The 16590-nt window shown below is 45.7% G+C and carries 15 protein-coding genes; 2 read left to right on the forward strand and 13 right to left on the reverse strand.

Annotation, left to right across the window (positions count from 1 at the left end):
• Positions 1-52: 52 nt before the first annotated feature.
• The gene (locus ABWO75_RS05315; RefSeq protein WP_353183309.1) at positions 53-2011 is read right to left on the reverse strand and encodes a M1 family metallopeptidase; all 1959 of its coding nucleotides are present in this window, start codon (positions 2009-2011) and stop codon (positions 53-55) included.
• A 31-nt stretch (positions 2012-2042) separates the two neighbouring features.
• Entirely contained in the window at positions 2043-2387 is a 345-nt protein-coding gene (locus ABWO75_RS05320; protein ID WP_353183311.1) for an ArsC family reductase, read from the reverse strand.
• Between the two features lie 159 nt (positions 2388-2546).
• Here ABWO75_RS05320 and ABWO75_RS05325 point away from each other — a divergent pair, with 159 nt between their 5' ends.
• Positions 2547-4385 (forward strand): DNA polymerase III subunit gamma/tau, encoded by a 1839-nt coding sequence (locus ABWO75_RS05325; RefSeq protein ID WP_353183313.1) that lies wholly within the window; start codon positions 2547-2549, stop codon positions 4383-4385.
• A gap of 7 nt (positions 4386-4392) precedes the next feature.
• Here ABWO75_RS05325 and ABWO75_RS05330 read toward each other — a convergent pair whose 3' ends face one another.
• From ABWO75_RS05330 to ABWO75_RS05380, 11 genes are all read right to left on the reverse strand, one after another.
• A complete protein-coding gene (locus ABWO75_RS05330) occupies positions 4393-6135 on the reverse strand; it encodes an ABC transporter ATP-binding protein (RefSeq protein ID WP_353183315.1) in 1743 nt (580 codons plus the stop codon).
• Between the two features lie 11 nt (positions 6136-6146).
• Positions 6147-6890 carry an LOG family protein gene (locus ABWO75_RS05335; protein ID WP_353183317.1) on the reverse strand — a complete coding sequence of 248 codons (744 nt, stop codon included), beginning with the start codon at positions 6888-6890 and terminating at the stop codon, positions 6147-6149.
• A gap of 4 nt (positions 6891-6894) precedes the next feature.
• Positions 6895-7731, reverse strand: coding sequence for a restriction endonuclease (locus ABWO75_RS05340; protein WP_353183320.1), 837 nt, complete (start codon positions 7729-7731; stop codon positions 6895-6897).
• 94 nt (positions 7732-7825) lie between these two features.
• A complete protein-coding gene (locus tag ABWO75_RS05345) occupies positions 7826-8575 on the reverse strand; it encodes an HAD family hydrolase (RefSeq protein WP_353183322.1) in 750 nt (249 codons plus the stop codon).
• A gap of 149 nt (positions 8576-8724) precedes the next feature.
• Complete coding sequence (locus ABWO75_RS05350; RefSeq protein ID WP_353183324.1) at positions 8725-9843, reverse strand: ABC transporter permease; 1119 nt, start codon at positions 9841-9843, stop codon at positions 8725-8727.
• A gap of 44 nt (positions 9844-9887) precedes the next feature.
• Positions 9888-10994, reverse strand: a complete 1107-nt coding sequence (locus tag ABWO75_RS05355; RefSeq protein ID WP_353183326.1) for an ABC transporter permease — start codon at positions 10992-10994, stop codon at positions 9888-9890.
• Complete coding sequence (locus ABWO75_RS05360) at positions 10994-11740, reverse strand: ABC transporter ATP-binding protein (RefSeq protein ID WP_353183328.1); 747 nt, start codon at positions 11738-11740, stop codon at positions 10994-10996. Before ABWO75_RS05360 ends, ABWO75_RS05355 begins: the two co-directional genes overlap by 1 nt.
• Positions 11737-12651 carry an ABC transporter ATP-binding protein gene (locus tag ABWO75_RS05365; RefSeq protein WP_353183330.1) on the reverse strand — a complete coding sequence of 305 codons (915 nt, stop codon included), beginning with the start codon at positions 12649-12651 and terminating at the stop codon, positions 11737-11739. The genes ABWO75_RS05360 and ABWO75_RS05365 overlap by 4 nt, the downstream gene beginning before the upstream one ends.
• A 62-nt stretch (positions 12652-12713) precedes the next feature.
• Positions 12714-13622 (reverse strand): HlyD family secretion protein, encoded by a 909-nt coding sequence (locus ABWO75_RS05370; protein ID WP_353183332.1) that lies wholly within the window; start codon positions 13620-13622, stop codon positions 12714-12716.
• Positions 13623-13638: 16 nt separating this feature from the next.
• Positions 13639-14910, reverse strand: coding sequence for a TolC family protein (locus tag ABWO75_RS05375; RefSeq protein WP_353183334.1), 1272 nt, complete (start codon positions 14908-14910; stop codon positions 13639-13641).
• A 52-nt stretch (positions 14911-14962) separates the two neighbouring features.
• Positions 14963-15568, reverse strand: coding sequence for a TetR/AcrR family transcriptional regulator (locus ABWO75_RS05380; protein WP_353183336.1), 606 nt, complete (start codon positions 15566-15568; stop codon positions 14963-14965).
• A 202-nt stretch (positions 15569-15770) separates the two neighbouring features.
• Here ABWO75_RS05380 and ABWO75_RS05385 point away from each other — a divergent pair, with 202 nt between their 5' ends.
• Positions 15771-16058: a YgaP family membrane protein gene (locus ABWO75_RS05385; RefSeq protein ID WP_353183338.1), complete on the forward strand. Its 288-nt coding sequence runs from the start codon at positions 15771-15773 to the stop codon at positions 16056-16058.
• Positions 16059-16590: the final 532 nt, after the last annotated feature.

The raw sequence follows: 16590 nt of genomic DNA on the forward strand, positions 1-16590 counted from the left end.
CATGCTGCCGGTTTATCCATGTAAAGGCGTATGATTGGCAGCGAAGCTTCATTTATTTAGCCTGCCAGCGATTGTTTGCCGGGTTGTGGTCGGGGTACACTTTGTCCGGGTCGAGTTGTACCGCAACGACAGCTTCGGTTGAAGGATAGCGGAATGTCCAGGACGTATTACGTTCCCATATTTCTACCGGTAGTTTCACGCGATGCGTCTCACCATTTTGGGTTGTGATGTCCAGTACTACTGGCATTGGCATTTTTTCGAGATTATCGATGGTAATGATTACACCGTTAGCCGGATTACCATCCAGGTACGCAACCTCACGGATTCCCTGGTCGAACCGCCAGTTATGCTGAAACCAGCCACGCCAGAACCAGTTGAGATTTTCCCCTGCAACGTTCTCAATTGTTCTGAAAAAATCATCCGGAGTGGGGTGTTTGTATGCCCAGTATTGCAGGTAGGTTTTAAACGCCCGGTCGAAACGTTCCGGGCCGAGGATTTCGTTGCGCAATAATGTGAGACCATAACCCGGCTTTCGGTAGGCCAACGTCCCAATATTGCGTTCCTGCATGCTTTGGGGTGTGCTCATAATGGGCTCTAGATCCGGACGGGTGTATATCAGCGCTAAACGATTGGCATCGCCCATGGGGCGGTTATATTCGCCGCCGTTGAATGCTTCAGTGGATAGTGTGTTTATAAATGTATTGAAGCCTTCGTCCATCCATGCGTGCAACCTTTCGTTGCTGCCGACAATCATGGGAAACCAGATATGGCCAAACTCGTGATCTGTTACGCCCCAAAGCGATGCGCCTTTAGCCTTGTAGCCACAGAATACAATAGCCGGGTATTCCATGCCACCCACATCGGCGGCTACGTTAACGGCTACCGGATAAGGGTATTCCATCAGCATTTTGGAATAAAATTCGATGGACGCTTTTGTATATTCTGTGGATCGCTCCCAGGCATTTCCTCCATTACTTTCAACCGGATACGCCGACATTGCCAATGCGGTCTTTCCGCTTTCCAGGTTTATCTTTGCAGCATCGAGAATGAAGGCTGCGGATGAAGCCCAGGCAACATCGTGTGCTTTTTCAAGCCTGAACTTCCAGGTCAGCTCCTGCTTTCCCTGCGGACGCGAATCGGGCTTGATAACCTCTTCAGCCGATCGAATAAGCACTGTTTTGTCACTTTGCCGGGCGCGTTCCAGTCGCTCCAGCTGTGTCGGGGTGTATACTTCTTCGGGATTGAGGAGTTCGCCGCCTAAGACGACGATGTGGTTTGCCGGAGCAGTAATATCCACTTCGTAATTGCCGTATTCCAGGTAAAACTCACCGGGTCCGGTATAAGGCTGTACATTCCAACCGAGTACATCGTCATATACTGCTACGCGGGGAAACCATTGGGCAATGGCGAATATGTTGCCGTTCTGTGTTTCCAGAATACCGGTCCGGTCGGCACCATGCATAGGGACGGTATAAGCATATTTGATACGAATGGTCGTTTTTCCGCCATCGGCCGCAAGCGGTTCAGGCAGGAAAACCTGCATGCGAGTGTCATTAATGAGGTGTTTGGCTGCAGTGCCATTCCCCAATTGCACGGAGTTGATGGCGTACCCGCCATCGAAATCAGACATGGAATCACCGTATCGGCTATTGGTCAGCGGCACAATCTGCTGGCCCCGGCCCTGTTGCGAAAACATGTTTTGGTCCAACTGAAACCAGACGAAGTCCAATTCATCCGGACTATTGTTGGTGTATTCAACAGTGATACTACCGGTTATTTCATGTGCTTGCTCGTTCAGCCGCGCCGAAATTTTATAGTCTGCTGTATTTTGCCAATACGCAGGTCCGGGCTGGCCGCTTGCAGAGCGGTATGGATTACCGTTCTTTGTATAGAAAAATGGATCGAACGCTTCTGTATAACTGTATTTGCTGTTTGTTTGCTGTGACTTCACCTCATGGGGAATCACCCAAGCCATTGCGCAAATTAGGCCTACTAAAAGTGGTTGCTTCATTTCGTAAGAATTTATCGACTAACTCGTTTGATTATTTCAGTTTGTTCCGGTATTCTGCTTCGTCAAACCCTAGGATAATACCCTTGGGGCTTTCGATAACCGGTCGCTTGATGACACTGGTTTTTGCCTGCATGAGCGCATTAGCGGATGGTGCGTCCACTACCGCCTGTTGTTCAACAGGGGAAAGCTGGCGCCATGTGGTGCCGCGTTTATTGACCAGTGCCTCCCACCCGGTTTGCTTTTCCCAGGCTTCCAGCTTTTCCACGGACACGCCCTCTTTCTTAAAATCATGGAATGTAAAAGGAATGCCTTCGCTCTCCAGCCAGGTAAGCGCTTTTTTTACTGTGTTGCAATTTTTTATTCCGTAAACATGCATAAATGTACTCTTAGGTAAGCAAACTTAAAATAAATATCATAATTCAGGTGTATTATCCGAAAATTTTGGTGTTTTATGACGATGGGGTGCCCAGACGGACGAGTGGCTAAGTGCCGAAATCAGAAGTAAGATATCACAAAAATCCCTATCTTCGTACCGATGGATAATTTTATTGTTTCGGCCCGAAAATACCGTCCAGTTACCTTTGATAGCGTAGTTGGCCAGCGACATATTACCGGTACGCTTAAAAATGCCATTAAAAATAAACAGCTTGCGCAGGCTTTTTTATTTTGTGGACCGCGGGGGGTAGGGAAGACTACCTGTGCCCGTATTTTAGCCAAAACAATCAATTGCGAGCATTTTACTGCGGATGTAGAAGCGTGTGGACAATGCAACAGCTGCAACGCATTCCAAAATGGTAATTCATTCAGCATTCATGAGCTGGATGCGGCATCCAATAACTCGGTAGATGATATCCGGAGCCTGATTGACCAAGTGCGCATACCGCCGCAGACCGGCAAATACAAGATCTACATCATTGATGAGGTACACATGCTGTCGCAACAGGCGTTTAATGCATTTTTGAAGACATTGGAAGAACCGCCATCCTATGCTATATTTATTTTGGCTACCACGGAAAAGCATAAAATCCTTCCAACGATTCTTTCCCGGTGTCAAATCTTTGATTTTAACCGTATTCAGGTGGATGATATGGCGCAACATCTTGCCGCCATTGCCCAACGGGAAGGTGTATCCTATGACGACGACGCGTTGCATATCATCGCTCAAAAGGCAGACGGCGGCCTGCGCGATGCCCTGTCGATGTTTGATCAGATTGTTAGCTTTTCCAACAAGGCGTTAACATACCAAGCTGTTATCGATAACCTGAATATACTCGACTACGATTATTATTTTAAGGTAACAGATGCCATTATCCAGGAAGATGCTGCTGTAGCACTGCTTGCCCTTGATGAGATTTTAGCACATGGTTTTGATGGCGGCCACTTTATCAGCGGCCTGGCTTCGCATCTCCGGAACCTACTGGTTGTTAAAGAACCGGCGACAATCAAACTGCTGGAAACCAGCGATACCATTAAGCAACGGTACTTGAAACAGGCACAACAGGTGTCTGCCGGCGTATTGCTATCTGCGCTGAATATAGGCAACCAATGTGAGATTAATTACCGCACGACGAAAAACCAGCGCCTGCAAGTGGAACTTGCATTATTGAAAATGTGCCATATCGCTTCAGCGATCCAGCTTGCGCAGCATCAGCCGGCACCGTCTGCGACAGTGCCAACTGAAAAAAAAAAGCCTGATCCCCGCGTCACCGTTACTCCCTCACAAGATGACGGATCGGATAAGCCCGTGACGCTTGTTCCGCCGAAACAAGCGGAGTCATTACAACCAACACCACCGGAGCCGATCCAACAGGCGGTAGCGGATGCCACAGCAGCGGTTGATGCTGTGAAAGTACCGGATGCTGTCCGTGCCGATCGACCGGGTAGTGAAACAAGCTCGTGGGGGAACGTGAAATTAGGACATGTGATTCCGGATTTAAATCGGATGCTCGACCAGGCTGAGACCGAGGCAACGGCTGCTGAGCCTGAATTGCGCCATGGCGAACAACGTGAATCATTTGGCTATGAAGAGTTGTTACAACAGTGGCATGCCTTTGCCGATCGGCTGAAAGCTGAAAATAAAATTAATCTATTCACATTAATGACGGCGAATGCCCCGAAACTACTGCCGGATTACCGGATAGAAGTATTGGTGGAGAACCCCATTCAACAGGAACTGCTGTACACGTCAAAGATTGATATCCTCAATGAGTTACGGGTAAAGCTGCGTAATTTTGCGATTGACCTTATTCCCGTGCAGTTGGATGGCGATGTCGTACGGAAACCTTATACGGCCCAGGAAAAATATCAGGCGATGGCCGCCAAAAATCCCACACTGGATTTATTGCGACAGACATTTAATTTGGGATTGGAATAGCCGTCCGCTACCGTCTTTCACCGATTTGTTGTCGCCACATGGCATAGTATAGACCTTTTGAAGCAACTAACTCATCGTGGGTCCCGGTTTCCACAATCCTTCCTTTTTCGAGCACGATAATCCGATCGGCGTGCATAATGGTGGAAAGCCGGTGGGCAATCAGTATCGTAATCTGTTCGCGTTCCCCGGATATTTTCCTTACAGTTTCGGTAATTGCCTCTTCCGTAAGCGAGTCAAGGGCGCTGGTAGCTTCATCAAAAATCAGTAACCGGGGGTTTCTGATAAGTGCCCGTGCAATGGATATCCGCTGTTTTTCACCACCCGAAAGTTTCAATCCTCCTTCACCGAGCAGTGTATCGATATGCTTGCTGCTACGAGCCAATAGCTGATCGCAATTCGCCTTGTATAAGGCCGACCGGATTTCTTCATCGCTGGCATCCGGCTTCACAAAAAGCAGGTTTTCCTTGATGGTGCCAGCGAAAAGCTGGGTATCCTGGGTAACAAACCCGATTTGTCGGCGCATTTCATTAAACCGGATTTTTTCAGCAGAAACGTGATTAAACCGGATCTCACCGGATACAGGACGATACAACCCCACTAATAACTTGACCAGCGTGGACTTGCCAGATCCGGACGGACCTACAAATGCGATCGTTTCTCCGGTTTTTGCATAAAACGATATTTCGTCAATGGCGTTGTATGCGGCCGACTTATGCCGAAAGACCACCTGCTCAAACACCACTTCTTCCAATGATCCTATTGGCACAGGATCCGCCGGTCGTTGCTCAATGGGCTTTTTCATGAGGTTATCGAATAGCTGAATGGATGCCTCGGCTTCCCGGTATTGGACAATAATATTTCCAATATCCTGCAATGGCATAAAGATCGCCGTTGAAATAAACTGCATGGCAATCAATTCCCCGGGTGTGAGGATATCGCGAAAGATCAGCCACAATAGCGTGAAGAGGATCGATTGGCGCAGGAGATTCAATGTGGTGCCCTGAAGGAATGACAAGAAACGTACCCGGCGGGTCTTTTGCATTTCCAGCTCGTATATGGTTTGCGTATGGCCACGCATTCTTCGTATTTCTGGAAATGTAAGTCCCAGGCTTTTTACCAATTCGATATTACGCAACGACTCTGTGATAATACCCGACATTTTCGTGGTTTCGCGGTTGATGCTGCGTTGTACGATTTTGATTTTTCGACTTAACATTCCTGTGATGGAACCGATGACAATAAACCCTATGAGAAAGATTGGAATCAATGCCCAGTGTTTGGTCACTGCATACCAGATGAGGAACCCAAAACCTACGAGGGATGAAAATAAGATGTTGATGCCGGAGCTGATAAAACGCTCTGTATCGGTACGTACTTTCTGCAAGATGGCCAGTGTTTCACCGCTTCGCTGCTCCTCGTATTCTTGAAAAGATAATCGCAGTGTTTGTCGTAGGCCATCGTTGAAAATCTGCATGCCAAACCGCTGTGTGGCAAGCCGCATGACATAATCCTGAAAGGAGCGGCTGAGTCGTGCCACCAGCGCGATGCCGATTGCAATAGATAGCCAGAATACCACACCGCGGACTAACTCCTGTTCGCTCCGATTACGCATATTATTGGCATAATCGTCAATGATTTTCCCGAAAATGAGTGGGTCGATCATCGTAAGTAGCTGGGCAATACCTGCAAGTAAAAGCGCAAAATAGATGTATTTGCGCTGTGGTTTCAGGTATTTCCAAAGGATTTTCATTCAGGCCGGTTTTAGGCTCTCTTTAGCTGTTTTTCACCCAATAACCAAGAAGCCCTGCGCGGTGGATTAAGCTTGATGCAAGGATCTCCCTCAGCATGTTTCCGGATGTGATTGACGACTTCTTCGACAGAATCTGTAAACAGCAACAGATCCATGTCCTCAGGGCTGATTGTTTTTTCATCCATCATCCGCTGGACGTGTGCAATGATATCCTGGTGGAAACCCACACCCATCACCACGATGGGAAATCGTTCAATTTTACCTGTCTGGATTAATGTCAGCGTTTCAAAGAATTCATCTAGGGTGCCGAAACCACCGGGCAATACAATAAAAGCAAATGAATATTTACGTAGCAACTCCTTACGCACAAAGAAATATTCCATCGTTACATAGCGGTCGAGGTATGGGTTATGGGCCTGCTCATGTGGAAGAAGGATGTTACATCCAACCGAAAAGCCACCTGCTTCTTTTGCACCACGGTTGGCCGCCTCCATAATGCCCGGTCCACCACCGGTCATTATCGCGAAGCCGAGTCTGGAAACCTCCCTGGATACGCTTCGGGCTAATTCGTAGTACGGGTGATCTTCCTTAAAGCGGGCTGAGCCAAATACCGTGATACATGGCCCGATAAAATGTAAGGTACGGAACCCCTTTAAAAACTGCATAACTACGCCGCCCACGTATTTAAGCTCTTTCCATCTGGCGCGGGCCCCCTGTAAAAAACTACGTTCTTCTTTATGAAATTTATTACTCATGTTTTTATTGATTATGGTGGTTCACCAATTCGATGGCTTCTTGTAAAAGCCGTTGCTGTTTGCGAGGCGTAAGATTCAATGCCTGCAGATAAGCTGGCTGATTAATAATATCTTTTACCAGGATGCACCCTTTTTGCAGTAACAATTCCTTTTCTGCCTTTACAATGGTAGTGAGGCAAGTCACCGGATACAATCCCGCATTATCTACCCGACGTTTGATGCTGTTTTCAACAGGATAATCCCAGGATAACAAATTGATATTGTAATATGCTGCGAATTGAATGGAGTCTGTCGTCATGTAGGCATTGGTCACCAGCCAGCCCGCTGTAAATTGTCGTGTGTTACCAAAGAAGTTGAAATCGATGCCCTGTAGATCTTTTACTCGTGAAAGGAAGTACATTGGGGTGGTTACGCTGATTTTTGCATCTACTGTATTTCGGAATTTGCACTCAATCACCAGCATCTCCGTTTCATTCTGCGCCACCACATCGACTTCATGGCTTACAGCGTGCCCCTCCAGCAACTGTCCCGTAACGGTTTGGTATTGCGCATGCTCAAAAAGCCGGCCTATCCATTTTTCAAAGTAATAACCGGCAGGGCCGAGGTCGCGCAGTGCTTTCTTGAGGCTGTATCGGGCTGCAAAGACATCGGCTTTGCTTTTTAACAGCCGGAAAGCCATTTTATAAAGCGACCGCGTAGACATCCCCTCATAAAGCGAGGGTTTTATGGATTCCCAGATTTCATTGACGACATCCGGTGTTGCACCTGATTTTGATAATGAGCCTTTTAAGCGATTGACATCGAACTCAACAAGCTCACCGGAGTATTTTTTTACTTTCATGTGTATATGTCCTTTGGAGTGGCAATATGCACATTTTTATTTTTATCGGCAGGTTTACATAGGTTATAATGGCGATAAATAACGATGGCTATTATCATTGGATTGCCAGCTGCGAATGTAGGGCAGACCCGGGTTGCGCATTCCAGGTTTCAAGTATGCCCGGCAACTGGTCGATGTCGCCAATTTCAGCATCCGATATCTCCAGTTCATCAATACCCCATTCCTCCCAACCCATGACATTAAGCCATACGACTTTACACCCTGCCGCTTTGGACGGTAGGATATCCAGGTGATACGAATCGCCAACAGCTACACATTCCTCCGGTAAATAACCCAAACGGTTGATTCCTTTTTCATAACCCTCGGTAGGGAATCTCATGGCTGCACCGTCCGTTTCGATGATATCCGTAAAATATTGTTTGATATTGAATTCAGCAAGTACCGTATTCAAGTTGCCGTAAAAATTGGCAACCAGTACAATGGGAAAGGTATGGGACAACCTTTCCAATATACTCTTCGTCTTTCTTAGTGTCCTAAGCGCCAGATCGTTGCATTCTTTAGCGATGGCATGTACATCCGTGTAATCCAGTTGATAACCCTGATTAGTTAAGTAGTGAAACTGCTGTGTAATTTTATGGATCAGGACGTCAAAAAACACATGGTTGGGCTGGATGATCTTTTCCGTGATCAGGACCGTTTCCGCATAAGTATAGGCGCCGGTAAATGCTGATTTTTCTAAACCGGTAATGTATTTATGAAATTTGTGCCACAGTATAGCACCCCAATGCTGCCCATTGGTATCCACGGTGCCTTCGTAGTTTAATAAGATTCCTTTTGTTTGCATGATGTGAAATTAAAACATACCGGCAAAATGAGAAACAGACCTTTTGACTTTTTTTGTGTATAGGTCAAATGTACAATTTTATTCAAATGTTTGGCTCCCATTTCAGGCTAGACGACAATAATGACGGTTAAATTACATTCGATACAACGTTAGCTTGTCTTTCGATAATTCCATATCGCCCAACCATTTAAGATGCCCGAAAATAAGAACATGATTCCCATATGGGGGAGGATGTCTATCCAGCTACTTCCTTTCAAGATAATCATACGCATTACTGTTATCAGGTAGCTTACCGGGTTTAGCCGGGATATCGATTTTGCCCATCCAGGCATGCTGTCGATCGTGGTAAATAAGCCACCCATCAGGATAAAGACCATCATAAAGAAGAACATGATAAACATCGCCTGTTGCTGGGTATCCGTATAAGTGGATACCAGCAAACCGAACCCTAATATCGCAAAGAGAAATATCCAGATAAAACAATACATTGCAAGCAGGTTACCTTGTGGAAAGATGCCATAGACTAGCCAGGATACCAAGAGCCCCAACGTAAACACGATGTTTCCCAGTACCCAGAAAGGAATGAGTTTGCCAAGGATAAAGTGGTGTTTTTTAATCGGTGTAACGTTAATCTGCTCAATAGTGCCGACTTCTTTCTCCTTGACGATATTTAATGCAGACAGGAAACCGCCTACCATGGTGAGTAAAATCGCCAAGATCCCCGGCACCATGAAAAATTGATAATTCAGTAATGGATTGAAGCGGTTGCTGGATACGATTTCAAGGGAAGGCAACGCTTGGAAACGGGTAGGTGGGATCCATTCCATTCGGATATCCTGATTGTAATCGCGTATAATCCGGGTGAGGTAGGCTCCGCCTAAACCAGCTTTTGTGCCGTTAATAGCATTGACGGCAATATATAACTGCTGTTTGCCTTCGCGGATCAGGTTACGCTCAAATCCTTGAGGTATTTCCAATATAAGGTCAGATTCATCCTGTTCAATCAACGGGTATGCTTCCTGAATGGACTGGTGGTACCCCTGTAACCTGAAATAGCCCGATGCAGTGATGGTTGAAATCAGTTGCCTTGAGTAGGGCGAGTGATCCTGATCTACAACGGAAAGGTTGATGTTCTTTACTTCGTAGTCTGCGGCAAGCGGTAAAATGGTCAGCTGGACGATTGGCATTACCATAATTAGCACCAGGATCGCCCTATTCCTGAAAATCTGCTTGAATTCTTTTTGTAGTAAAAACTTGATGGTTCTCATATTGTTGCCGTTAGTTTTCCGTAATGGTTAGTTTATTACTTACATTATTCCAGCCGGATTTTAAAACTTCGCAAACTGAGGATAAAGAAAAACAGGGTGATCATAACTAGAATTAAGGTTTCTTTCCATATTCCTTCGAAACCGAGACCCTTGATCATGATCGATTTAATGATGATGTAAAACCATTTGGCTGGTACCACATTGGAGATCAGCTGTAGGGGCAGGGGCATATTCTCAATAGGGAACATAAAGCCGCTGAACATAATGGTCGGCAATAACATGCCCATCAGTGAAATGAGCATCGCTACCTGTTGGGATTTAGTTTTGATGGAAATGAAGATCCCAAGTGTCAGACAAGTGATGATGAATAAGGTGCTCTCTGCCAACAGTAGCACCCAGCTGCCGGCGATTGGCAGTTCCAAAACGGATACGCTCATCAAGAGAATCGTCAATACGTTAACAAGCGATAGAATCAGGTAGGGAACGGCTTTCGACAGGATAACCCATGTCGGTTTAAATGGTGACACAAGTAAAACTTCCATCGTTCCGGTTTCTTTCTCCCGCACGATGGATATGGCCGTCATCATGACAGAAACCAGCATAAGCACCAATGCCATCACTCCGGGGACAAAATTAGGAGCGCCTTTCAGCTGCGGGTTATACAACATGTGGATTTCGGGTATGATCTGGTAAGGCATTGCCGCGCCTCCGGTTAACTCAGCCTGATAATCCCCGATGATCGATGAAATGTAGCTGGTTAGTGTGGTTGCCGTGTTGGGGTCGGAAGCATCCGCAATAACCTGTATCTGTGCGTGGTGCTGATGGAGCAGGTCATTTTCGAAATGCCTTGGAAAAATAATAGCCAGTTTTATTTTACCGGATTTGAATGCATCCTCCATATGGGAATTTTCCATTACATCTTCCTGTAGTTCAAAATAACCACTGGCTATTATGCGGTTAATCAGCTGTTGTGAGGCTTCGTCTTTCGCTTGGTCGAATACAGCAAGACGGGCATTTTTGACTTCGTTGGTTAAGGCAAATCCAAAGATGAGTATTTGCGCAAGTGGCATGCCAAACAGAATGAATAATGTCCGGCGGTCGCGCAATACATGATAGAATTCTTTTTTTACGAATGCAATGAACTGCTCCATTATGCTTCTCTTTTAGCTCCCCGGGCCAGTTGATAAAATACGCCGTCCATTGTTGCTTCATTCAGCTGCGTTTTTAGCTGCTGGGGTGTTCCTAACGCTTCGATACTTCCGTCCACCATAATTGAAACGCGGTTACAGTATTCTGCTTCATCCATATAATGCGTGGTGACGAATACAGTAATGCCGTTGCTGGCGGCTTCATAAATCAGTGTCCAGAATTGCCTACGCGTCACCGGATCAACTCCACCGGTCGGCTCATCCAGGAATACGATCTTCGGCCTATGTAGCACGGACACTGAAAAAGCCAGTTTTTGTTTCCAGCCCAGGGGCAACTCCCTGACCAGTTTTTTTGCTTCCGATTGCAATCCCAGCTGTGCAATTAGCGCATCACTTTTCGTTTTTAACTCTCGATTGTCCAATCCATATATTCCACCAAAGAAATGGATATTTTCTTTCACAGTGAGGTCTTCATATAATGAAAACTTCTGGCTCATATAACCGATCTGGCGTTTGATCTGCTCCGTTTGCCGATAAACATCGAATCCGGCAATGGTAGCATTTCCGGAAGAGGGTATGGATAATCCACAAAGCATCCGCATCGCTGTGGTCTTACCGGCACCGTTTGCACCGAGAAAGCCAAATATCTCTCCCTGGTATACCTCAAACGAGATGTGGTTGACAGCCACAAAGTCGCCGAATTGTTTTGTCAGGTTTGCCGTCTTAATTACGGTCTCTTCGGGGTTCATGACGTAAGCATTTTAATAAAACAGTCTTCAATTGTAGGTGATATTGGTACCACCTCAATGCCTTTAAACCCTTCGGCGGCCAGAAAGCGGACCAGATCACCTCTTAAGGCATCCCCGTCTATGCCCAGCGCATCCACATGGATATATTCACCAAATAGATAACTATTGACCGGAGGCCGAAAAGCGGGTAATATCTGGACGAGACGTAGCATATCAGTTGCTTTTACCGCGTATAGCTGATCCGGATAAGCTGCTACAATCCGCTGTGGAGTATCAACGGAAAGGATTTTACCCTGCTGAATCAATGCGATCCGGTCGCATAGCGACGCTTCATCCATATATGGTGTAGACACAACAATGGTGATCCCCTGCCGTTTCAGACGCCCAAGCACCTCCCAGAATTCCTTGCGTGAAACGGGATCTACACCGGTGGTGGGCTCATCAAGAAAGAGCACAGTAGGTTTGTGTATTAATGCGCAGCATAGGGCCAGTTTTTGTTTCATCCCCCCTGATAGCTTGCCGGCCCTGCGTTTCTTGAAAGGAGCGATCTGCACGTAAATATCGGCTATGAGGTGATAGTTTTCCTCAACGGTAGTGTTAAATAACGTGGCAAAAAAATGGAGATTCTCTTCAATGCTTAAGTCCTGATACAATGAAAATCTCCCCGGCATATAACCCACACTGCTTCTGATCTGCTGATAGTTCGTTACGATATTGTAGCCATTTACAGTGGCCGTACCGCTGTCGGGTAGCAATAGCGTAGTTAGCATGCGGAAAATGCTGCTTTTCCCTGCACCATCCGGTCCGATGAGTCCGAATAACTCTCCCTGGTCCACTGTAAATGACACGTCGTTTACGGCCTTTACAGCTCCGCCGTTATATGTTTTCGAAATGTGATTTACGGCAATCATATTAACTATTTTAACAAGGTCCAGCGCTATATTCCACTATTTTTTCGTCTTATTAATAGCGGTTACTGCTTATTGTCGGAGCCGCTAAACTTCACTTCTCCATACATGCCTATTTTCAATAACCCATCATTTTTTATCCGGATTTTTGTAGCGTATACCAGATTCTCCCGCTCGTCTTTAGTTTGGATGGTTTTTGGCGTAAATTCAGCCTTATCACTGATCCATTCAATCACACCACGGTATTCGCGATACTTGCCGTTGGCTGCATCCACCAGAACAGTTACAGTCTGGTTAAGTCGAAGCTGTGGATATTGTACACCCGTTATATAAGCACGGAGAATAATAGTTGAAAGGTCAGCAATTTTATAGAGCGGTTTGCCCACCGTGGCCATTTCGTTGGCCTCGGCATACTTCACCAGTACGGTGCCGTTTATAGGGTTGACAATACGGCTTTTTGCCAGCAAATCTGCTAACTGGGCAATTTGTACGGTTAATGGATCTGCCTCCTTTGTAATACTGGAAGATGTAATGCCCAAAGTCGACTGTTGAGCGGAAATCTGCCGTTTAATAACGGTAACCTGCGTGTTTGCATCATCCAATTGCTTGGGAGTTGCTGCATCGGCCTTCACCATATTGGAAATGCGCTGCTGTTCGCGGATGGCATGCTGAAGCTGTGCCTGCAAAGCTGCTACCTGCGCCGCAACGTCGGGTCTTTTACTAAGCACTGCCTCCAACTGTGATTGAAGCCGTTGTTTTTGGAACACAAGTTGGCTGCTATCAATATAGCCGACTACTTGCCCCGAGCGTAATTCTTGTCCTTCTTGGATTTCCAATGCTTTAATGACGCCATTCGCTTCCGCGGAAATGATTGTTTCCACTGCTTCAAAAGTACCCATCGCATCGTAGTCTGGTTGATCAGCCGTACATGAAGCGAATAAAATCGCCAGCATAATTGAGTTTATCTTATTCATAGTGATGTTGATATGATCAGTTTCCGGATATATTTTTTATGCGGTACTGCGCGGCCAGCCATTGAATTTCATGCATGATTTTTGAAAGTTTGGCAGTGTCCTCCGCATTGACCTCACGCATGTATTCAGCTGTATTGATCACCCCATTTTCCAATTGCGCGAGTGCGGCCTGCTTAACTGAAGTTCGGAGCGCAATAATATCATCGTCTGTTTTTAGGAGCTGCTGGTATTTTATTGCTTCAGCATTTTGTTGATGAAGCGACAGGCTGGTGTCAAACAAAAAAGCCGCTTTCTTTGTTTCAATACGTTGTGTTTTAATATGAAGTAATGCGCGTTCTTTTTTCAGCGTATAAAAACCGGTCAATGGAAAGGATAATCGAATACCAGTATAGTAATATGCCTCAAAATCATTACTAAGCATATTTAAAGCAGGTCGTCCAGCTCCCCCCTGGAAAAATAAATTCAGCTTCGGTAAGTTTTTTGCGGTAAGCAACCGGTTCTCAATTTCGACCCCCCGCTGCTGCTGGCTGTACCACTGAAGTTCCGGCCGATTGATTTCCTGTGCAGATACTGCAGCTTCAGGCGTCTCCAATACCGTATGTTCACCTAACGGCCGGTTGACAAATAAGCCGAGCATCTGTAAATAGGCACTACGTGTAGCTTGTAATTCAATCGCCTGTTGCTGAGCCCTGAGTAATTCGGCCTCCAATAAGCTGCCGTTACTTTTAAGCGCCATGCCGTTTGCAATAGCGGCATTGATCTTATCCAAGCCAGTTTGCACATCTCTTTTCAGTAGTCCGTTTTGAGCTATTTGCGCATCCAGGAGGAGAATGCCGAAAAATAGCTGATTAATGCGCTCCTTAATTTGGTAAAGTGCCACCTCAAGTGCCTGCTCTTCGATATCGGCGCTGGCGTCAATTGCTTCTTTTTGGAGCTTGGTTACCCCGCCGTCGTACATGAGCTGATTTACTTCTCCGTAAATTTTATACTGGTCCTTACTCAGTTCAGGAACGTCCATGCCAGGTAACTGCAAAGGGATCTGAGTCACCGCAGACTGATACGTAGCCTGACCGTTAATGGTGAGTTGTGGCAGGTAACCGGCATTTGCCCTTTCGATGGAATAAGCGCTGCTTTGCGCAATCAGGTTCCGCTCTTTTACCATTGGATAATTTGCCATGGCCAAGGCCTGGCTTTCCCCGAGTGAAAGGGATTGCACTTGGGCGAATGCACTGGTATAGTAAACGATCAGGCTACAAATACTAAGTGACGTATATCGAAAGTTAATCATGCAGTTTATTATTTTGAATTAATCATTTGATTAATGTCGGGGTAAAAAAATATTACGCGTTTAACATCGCCTCTACCCAAATTTTAATCTGAGTTTTCCGTTCATTCATTAACGTTTGGATTTCCGCTGGTTTAACTCCGGTAATCAGTTGCAGCAGAGGCTTGCCTATAAAAGGAAAGATGATCAATCCTAGTATGTTAAAGACAAAATGGATAGGATTTATGTCCGGACGCCTGGCTTTTAGTTGTTTAAAAAATGCAGAATCCACGATCTTGGTTTTGGTGTTGACCAACGTGGCAAACTTCGCCGGATTAGTTTTGATCTCGCCCAGCACAAATAGTGGAATATCCGGATTAGCCATTAACGTATCAATATAATGTGTGGCTATCTGTTCCACTTTCTGTTCGATTGTCGTCTTCTCATCCATTAAAACGGGGGCAATCCGCCCAAGTAAAAGATGCATTTTCTCGAGAATAATTATCTCAAAAAGCTTTTCCTTGCTTCGGAAATAATAATTTAGCAATGCAAGGTTAATGCCTGCCTCGTCGGCGATATCCCGGGTGCGCGTAGCGGCATATCCTTTCTGTGTGAACACCTTGCGCGCGGCTTCTTTTATCTTTTCTTCCGTACTGAGGTCGGATTTACTTGTTTTTCCCATATACTGCAGCAAAGGTAAATAAGAGTTTCTGTTTAACCAAAAATTTTAATCATTTGATTAAATATTGCATGCGGTGGATAATGGGGTCGATCGTACACTGTATCCGGCGGTGAATAATTGGTTGGAACCGGTTGCTCAAGGAAGAACCCAAACAAGTTCGGATTATAATTGTTAACTATGCTGAATCATTTATTTAAATACCATGGATACGACAGCCAAAGAAATATTCGAAGATGTTAAAGAGCGGCTTATTGAAGCGAATGAAAACCGGAATATTGCGAAGTCCGAACGCGTATTGTCGGTAGCAGCCGGTGCTTTTGTATGCTATACCGGGATAACCCGAATATTTAAACAACCATTGGCGGCATTGGCGGAATTGGCTGTGGGAAGCGCATTGATTTTACGGGGAGCGACAGGTTATTGCCCAATTACTGATGCTGTAAATCACCGGGAAATCACTATTATAGAAGAGATCGTCGAAGAACCCTAAAGCGGCTGCTGTGTCGAATGCGTTTTTAGCGGCGGTTCCTTTTCCCGAATCCTGAATAACGGTACCATTATTCCCTAATTCGGCATCTCACAACTCTCCCGTTCCATTCACGTTCATTATTATTTAATGTCCATTTTTTACTGATCCGTTATTGAACATCTTTGATATTTGGTTAATTGTCGCTGTGCGGAATACCGGTACATTGGTTATTACGGTCTGCTGGTTCGCTAAACGCTGGGAAATGCTGGTGAGTAAATCAGCATTTTGCTGAAAAATTTCAACAAACCGGTCGTCAATTAGTGGCCTGTTCACGGTGGATCATGGCAATTTGACGATCTAAACAGTAATAGTTTCAATTCTTATACCACATCGTGTTCCGCGTTAACACATAAGTAGCGATACAGCTGATCGCTTGTACGTTATAAAACGGAGTAAGGCACGGTGTTTGCAGTTCAGCCGTGTTAAACCGTCGCTGTCGACAAACGTTAAAAACGCAGCGCATTATCAAAACCGGCGATCAGTAATCCGGGTG

It is taken from the genome of Parapedobacter lycopersici (genome assembly GCF_040395035.1).
GTDB classification, from domain to species: Bacteria; Bacteroidota; Bacteroidia; order Sphingobacteriales; family Sphingobacteriaceae; genus Parapedobacter; species Parapedobacter lycopersici_A.

Coding starts and splice junctions, on each gene's coding strand:
- ABWO75_RS05315 (WP_353183309.1), bottom strand. CDS start 2,011: ATGAAGCAACCACTTTTAGTAGGCCTAATTTGCGCAATGGCTTGGGTG.
- ABWO75_RS05320 (WP_353183311.1), bottom strand. CDS start 2,387: ATGCATGTTTACGGAATAAAAAATTGCAACACAGTAAAAAAAGCGCTT.
- ABWO75_RS05325 (WP_353183313.1), top strand. CDS start 2,547: ATGGATAATTTTATTGTTTCGGCCCGAAAATACCGTCCAGTTACCTTT.
- ABWO75_RS05330 (WP_353183315.1), bottom strand. CDS start 6,135: ATGAAAATCCTTTGGAAATACCTGAAACCACAGCGCAAATACATCTAT.
- ABWO75_RS05335 (WP_353183317.1), bottom strand. CDS start 6,890: ATGAGTAATAAATTTCATAAAGAAGAACGTAGTTTTTTACAGGGGGCC.
- ABWO75_RS05340 (WP_353183320.1), bottom strand. CDS start 7,731: ATGAAAGTAAAAAAATACTCCGGTGAGCTTGTTGAGTTCGATGTCAAT.
- ABWO75_RS05345 (WP_353183322.1), bottom strand. CDS start 8,575: ATGCAAACAAAAGGAATCTTATTAAACTACGAAGGCACCGTGGATACC.
- ABWO75_RS05350 (WP_353183324.1), bottom strand. CDS start 9,843: ATGAGAACCATCAAGTTTTTACTACAAAAAGAATTCAAGCAGATTTTC.
- ABWO75_RS05355 (WP_353183326.1), bottom strand. CDS start 10,994: ATGGAGCAGTTCATTGCATTCGTAAAAAAAGAATTCTATCATGTATTG.
- ABWO75_RS05360 (WP_353183328.1), bottom strand. CDS start 11,740: ATGAACCCCGAAGAGACCGTAATTAAGACGGCAAACCTGACAAAACAA.
- ABWO75_RS05365 (WP_353183330.1), bottom strand. CDS start 12,651: ATGATTGCCGTAAATCACATTTCGAAAACATATAACGGCGGAGCTGTA.
- ABWO75_RS05370 (WP_353183332.1), bottom strand. CDS start 13,622: ATGAATAAGATAAACTCAATTATGCTGGCGATTTTATTCGCTTCATGT.
- ABWO75_RS05375 (WP_353183334.1), bottom strand. CDS start 14,910: ATGATTAACTTTCGATATACGTCACTTAGTATTTGTAGCCTGATCGTT.
- ABWO75_RS05380 (WP_353183336.1), bottom strand. CDS start 15,568: ATGGGAAAAACAAGTAAATCCGACCTCAGTACGGAAGAAAAGATAAAA.
- ABWO75_RS05385 (WP_353183338.1), top strand. CDS start 15,771: ATGGATACGACAGCCAAAGAAATATTCGAAGATGTTAAAGAGCGGCTT.